The sequence below is a fragment of the Undibacterium paludis genome, assembly GCF_022568815.1.
Classification (GTDB): Bacteria; Pseudomonadota; Gammaproteobacteria; order Burkholderiales; family Burkholderiaceae_D; genus Undibacterium.
In genome coordinates, this window is the sequence record NZ_JAKZHX010000036.1 from 1 (window position 1) to 5,743 (window position 5,743).

The 5,743-nt window shown below is 49.4% G+C and carries 2 tRNA genes and 3 rRNA genes; all 5 read right to left on the bottom strand.

The window, feature by feature from the left end:
- Positions 1-52: 52 nt before the first annotated feature.
- Positions 53-165, bottom strand: a 5S ribosomal RNA gene (rrf, locus tag LZ463_RS28730).
- A gap of 240 nt (positions 166-405) precedes the next feature.
- Positions 406-3,279, bottom strand: a 23S ribosomal RNA gene (locus LZ463_RS28735).
- A 411-nt stretch (positions 3,280-3,690) separates the two neighbouring features.
- Positions 3,691-3,766: transfer RNA gene (locus LZ463_RS28740), tRNA-Ala, on the bottom strand.
- A gap of 7 nt (positions 3,767-3,773) precedes the next feature.
- A tRNA-Ile gene (locus LZ463_RS28745) sits at positions 3,774-3,850 on the bottom strand.
- Between the two features lie 112 nt (positions 3,851-3,962).
- Positions 3,963-5,493: ribosomal RNA gene (locus LZ463_RS28750) — 16S ribosomal RNA — on the bottom strand.
- Together the 16S, 23S and 5S rRNA genes with 2 tRNA genes alongside form the textbook arrangement of a ribosomal RNA operon.
- Between the last annotated feature and the right edge of the window lie 250 nt (positions 5,494-5,743).

A 5,743-nucleotide genomic window follows, 5' to 3' on the forward strand; every position in this document is an offset into this window, starting at 1 on the left:
TTAAAAGCAAAACCCCCGCACAAGTGAATGAGCGGGGGCATGCGGAATAAAAGCCTGACGATAACCTACTTTCACACTGGTTGCAGCACTATCATTGGCGCGTAATCGTTTCACGGTCCTGTTCGGGATGGGAAGGGGTGGTACCGATTAGCTATGGTCATCAGGCATAACTTGTTGATTTATTGTATTGCCGTTGCTTTGGCAGATACAACAAATCCAATTCAGAAGGAGTGTCGTAGAGTGTGCGATCTTATTCGCACTAATCAAGATTACTTATTTTTTCAGTGAAGCGAGACCATCGCTTCACTGAGTGGTTGTAATTGTTGCCGAACACCTCACACCGTCTGGTGCGAGTATCGCAAACACTACAAATACTTGTCGTAGCCTATATCCTGCTAAGGTTATAGGGACAAGCCTTACGGGCAATTAGTACTGGTTAGCTTAATGCATTACTGCACTTCCACACCCAGCCTATCAACGTCCTGGTCTCGAACGACCCTTTAAAGAGATCAAGTCTCTGGGAAGTCTCATCTTAAGGCGAGTTTCCCGCTTAGATGCTTTCAGCGGTTATCTCTTCCGAACATAGCTACTCGGCAATGCCACTGGCGTGACAACCGATACACCAGAGGTTCGTCCACTCCGGTCCTCTCGTACTAGGAGCAGCCCCCTTCAAACTTCCAACGCCCACGGCAGATAGGGACCAAACTGTCTCACGACGTTTTAAACCCAGCTCACGTACCACTTTAAATGGCGAACAGCCATACCCTTGGGACCGGCTACAGCCCCAGGATGTGATGAGCCGACATCGAGGTGCCAAACTCCCCCGTCGATATGAACTCTTGGGAGGAATCAGCCTGTTATCCCCAGAGTACCTTTTATCCGTTGAGCGATGGCCCTTCCATACAGAACCACCGGATCACTATGTCCTACTTTCGTACCTGCTCGACTTGTCAGTCTCGCAGTTAAGCACGCTTATGCCATTGCACTATTAGCACGATGTCCGACCGTACCTAGCGTACCTTCGAACTCCTCCGTTACACTTTGGGAGGAGACCGCCCCAGTCAAACTGCCTACCATGCACTGTCCCCGACCCGGATTACGGGCCAAGGTTAGAACCTCAAATAAACCAGGGTGGTATTTCAAGGATGGCTCCACGCAAACTGGCGTCCACGCTTCAAAGCCTCCCACCTATCCTACACAGATCGATTCAAAGTCCAATGCAAAGCTACAGTAAAGGTTCATGGGGTCTTTCCGTCTAGCCGCGGGTAGATTGCATCATCACAAACACTTCAACTTCGCTGAGTCTCGGGAGGAGACAGTGTGGCCATCGTTACGCCATTCGTGCAGGTCGGAACTTACCCGACAAGGAATTTCGCTACCTTAGGACCGTTATAGTTACGGCCGCCGTTTACTGGGACTTCAATCAAGAGCTTGCACCCCATCATTTAATCTTCCAGCACCGGGCAGGCGTCACACCCTATACGTCCACTTTCGTGTTTGCAGAGTGCTGTGTTTTTATTAAACAGTCGCAGCCACCAGTTTATTGCAACCCCTTCACCCTCCTGGCGCAGGCCAGTCAAGCTACAAGGGCGTACCTTATCCCGAAGTTACGGTACCAATTTGCCGAGTTCCTTCTCCCGAGTTCTCTCAAGCGCCTTAGAATACTCATCTCGCCCACCTGTGTCGGTTTGCGGTACGGTCTCGTATGACTGAAGCTTAGAGGCTTTTCTTGGAACCACTTCCGATTGCTTCGTGAACAAGTTCACTCGTCTCAACCCCTTGAATCCTGCGCCCGGATTTTCCTAAGCGCCTTCTCCAGATTAAGAACCGACTATTCCAACAGTCGGACAACCTTCCGCGATCCGTCCCCCCATCGCATCATACGACGGTGCAGGAATATTAACCTGCTTCCCATCAGCTACGCATCTCTGCCTCGCCTTAGGGGCCGACTCACCCTGCTCCGATGAACGTTGAACAGGAAACCTTGGGCTTACGGCGTGGAGGCTTTTCACCCCCATTATCGCTACTCATGTCAGCATTCGCACTTCTGATACCTCCAGCAACCTTTACAAGTCACCTTCGCAGGCTTACAGAACGCTCTCCTACCATATCCTTACGGATATCCGCAGCTTCGGTGTATAGCTTAGCCCCGTTACATCTTCCGCGCAGGACGACTCGATCAGTGAGCTATTACGCTTTCTTTAAAGGGTGGCTGCTTCTAAGCCAACCTCCTGACTGTTTTAGCCTTCCCACTTCGTTTTCCACTTAGCTATACTTTGGGACCTTAGCTGGCGGTCTGGGTTGTTTCCCTCTTGACACCGGACGTTAGCACCCGATGTCTGTCTCCCAAGCTCGCACTCAACGGTATTCGGAGTTTGCAATGGTTTGGTAAGTCGCGATGACCCCCTAGCCATAACAGTGCTCTACCCCCGTCGGTGATACTTGAGGCACTACCTAAATAGTTTTCGGAGAGAACCAGCTATTTCCAAGTTTGTTTAGCCTTTCACCCCTACCCACAGCTCATCCCCTAATTTTTCAACATTAGTGGGTTCGGTCCTCCAGTGCGTGTTACCGCACCTTCAACCTGGCCATGAGTAGATCACTTGGTTTCGGGTCTACACCCAGCGACTGATTCGCCCTATTCGGACTCGATTTCTCTGCGCCTTCCCTATGCGGTTAAGCTTGCCACTGAATGTAAGTCGCTGACCCATTATACAAAAGGTACGCAGTCACGGAACAAGTCCGCTCCTACTGTTTGTATGCACACGGTTTCAGGTTCTATTTCACTCCCCTCCCGGGGTTCTTTTCGCCTTTCCCTCACGGTACTGGTTCACTATCGGTCGATATCGAGTATTTAGCCTTGGAGGATGGTCCCCCCATGTTCAGACAGGATTTCACGTGTCCCGCCCTACTTGTCGCAAGCTTAGTTCCACACCGATGATTTCATATACGGGGCTATCACCCTCTATGGCCGACGTTTCCAAGTCGTTCTATTATCAAAGATGCTAAATCTTGCAGGCTCTTCCCATTTCGCTCGCCACTACTTTGGGAATCTCGGTTGATTTCTTTTCCTGTAGCTACTTAGATGTTTCAGTTCGCCACGTTCGCTTTGCAATCCTATGTATTCAGATTGCAATGACCTTACGGCCGGGTTTCCCCATTCGGAAATCTGCGGATCAATGTGTGTTTGCTCACTCCCCGCAGCTTATCGCAAGCTACTACGTCCTTCATCGCCTGATATCGCCAAGGCATCCACCATGTGCACTTAGTCACTTGTCCCTATAACTTTAACTCCTGGTGTCCATTTACTGAATGAATTCAGTACCTGGGTTCATCACCAAGAACCGGCTATAGTTCTTTACTACTTATGAGTATTACTTTAGCGTTTGCCGTATCTCAAGGAATTTGATTTTCTAAAACTTGTCTTTCGACAGCTTTTTCAAACTCGCTTTTAATACTTTGTTTGTTCGATACAATCACAACCCTTCCATAAATTCGATTAACGATTTCGTTGCCGATTTCACTAACCTTTCTTTACAGAAATAATTTTGATTATTTCTACTTTACTTCTTCTGAATTGTTAAAGAACGAGAACTACTTTATTACTAATGTCTTTCGCTTTGAAAGAACAAACCTAAACCTTGGCGCTTTCTACTTTACTTACCGCGCAGACTTAGGTTTGCTATTTCTTGGTGGAGGTTGACGGGATCGAACCGACGACCCCCTGCTTGCAAAGCAGGTGCTCTCCCAGCTGAGCTAAACCCCCATCATTCTGGTGGGTCTGGTTGGGCTCGAACCAACGACCCCCGCGTTATCAACACGGTGCTCTAACCAACTGAGCTACAGACCCGCTACTGAACTTTCAGTCGCTGTCCGGTCATTGCTACCCCGACGCAAACCGTTCTCTGTTCATTATCATTAACAGTCAATAAGTGTGGACACTTAACTTCGCGCTACTCTAGAAAGGAGGTGATCCAGCCGCACCTTCCGATACGGCTACCTTGTTACGACTTCACCCCAGTCACGAACCCTGCCGTGGTAATCGCCCTCCTTGCGGTTAAGCTAACTACTTCTGGCAGAACCCGCTCCCATGGTGTGACGGGCGGTGTGTACAAGACCCGGGAACGTATTCACCGCGACATGCTGATCCGCGATTACTAGCGATTCCAACTTCATGTAGTCGAGTTGCAGACTACAATCCGGACTACGATACACTTTCTGGGATTAGCTCCCCCTCGCGGGTTGGCGGCCCTCTGTATGTACCATTGTATGACGTGTGAAGCCCTACCCATAAGGGCCATGAGGACTTGACGTCATCCCCACCTTCCTCCGGTTTGTCACCGGCAGTCTCATTAGAGTGCCCTTTCGTAGCAACTAATGACAAGGGTTGCGCTCGTTGCGGGACTTAACCCAACATCTCACGACACGAGCTGACGACAGCCATGCAGCACCTGTGTAAAGGTTCTCTTTCGAGCACTCCCAAATCTCTTCGGGATTCCTTCCATGTCAAGGGTAGGTAAGGTTTTTCGCGTTGCATCGAATTAATCCACATCATCCACCGCTTGTGCGGGTCCCCGTCAATTCCTTTGAGTTTTAATCTTGCGACCGTACTCCCCAGGCGGTCTACTTCACGCGTTAGCTGCGTTACCAAGTCAATTAAGACCCGACAACTAGTAGACATCGTTTAGGGCGTGGACTACCAGGGTATCTAATCCTGTTTGCTCCCCACGCTTTCGTGCATGAGCGTCAGTGTTATCCCAGGGGGCTGCCTTCGCCATCGGTATTCCTCCACATATCTACGCATTTCACTGCTACACGTGGAATTCTACCCCCCTCTGACACACTCTAGCCTTACAGTCTCCAATGCAGTTCCCAGGTTGAGCCCGGGGATTTCACATCAGACTTATAAAACCGCCTGCGCACGCTTTACGCCCAGTAATTCCGATTAACGCTTGCACCCTACGTATTACCGCGGCTGCTGGCACGTAGTTAGCCGGTGCTTATTCTTCAGGTACCGTCATTAGCAAACCATATTAGGATTCACCGTTTCTTCCCTGACAAAAGAGCTTTACAACCCGAGGGCCTTCTTCACTCACGCGGCATTGCTGGATCAGGGTTGCCCCCATTGTCCAAAATTCCCCACTGCTGCCTCCCGTAGGAGTCTGGACCGTGTCTCAGTTCCAGTGTGGCTGGTCGTTCTCTCAAACCAGCTACTGATCGTTGCCTTGGTAGGCTTTTACCCTACCAACTAGCTAATCAGATATCGGCCACTCCATGAGCACGAGGTCTTGCGATCCCCCGCTTTCATCCTTAGATCGTATGCGGTATTAGCGTAACTTTCGCTACGTTATCCCCCACTCTAGGGTATGTTCCGATATATTACTCACCCGTTCGCCACTCGCCACCAGACCGAAGTCCGTGCTGCCGTTCGACTTGCATGTGTAAGGCATGCCGCCAGCGTTCAATCTGAGCCAGGATCAAACTCTTCAGTTTAATCTCTGTTTTTCGACAATTTCTTGTCTATGTCATTTTACTGACATGTCGCTCACTCAAAATACTGACAGTTCAATCTCTCATTACAAAAGATTGTCTTGCTTTGTTATTTCTTGTGAACACTTGCTATATGTTTTAAGCATTCCAAACAACCTAAGTTGCTTGGCGCGCTACACCAAGTGCCCACATTTATTGACTGTTAATTGTTAAAGAACCGTATTCTTTTCTGCTACGCTAAACTCTTTGTTTA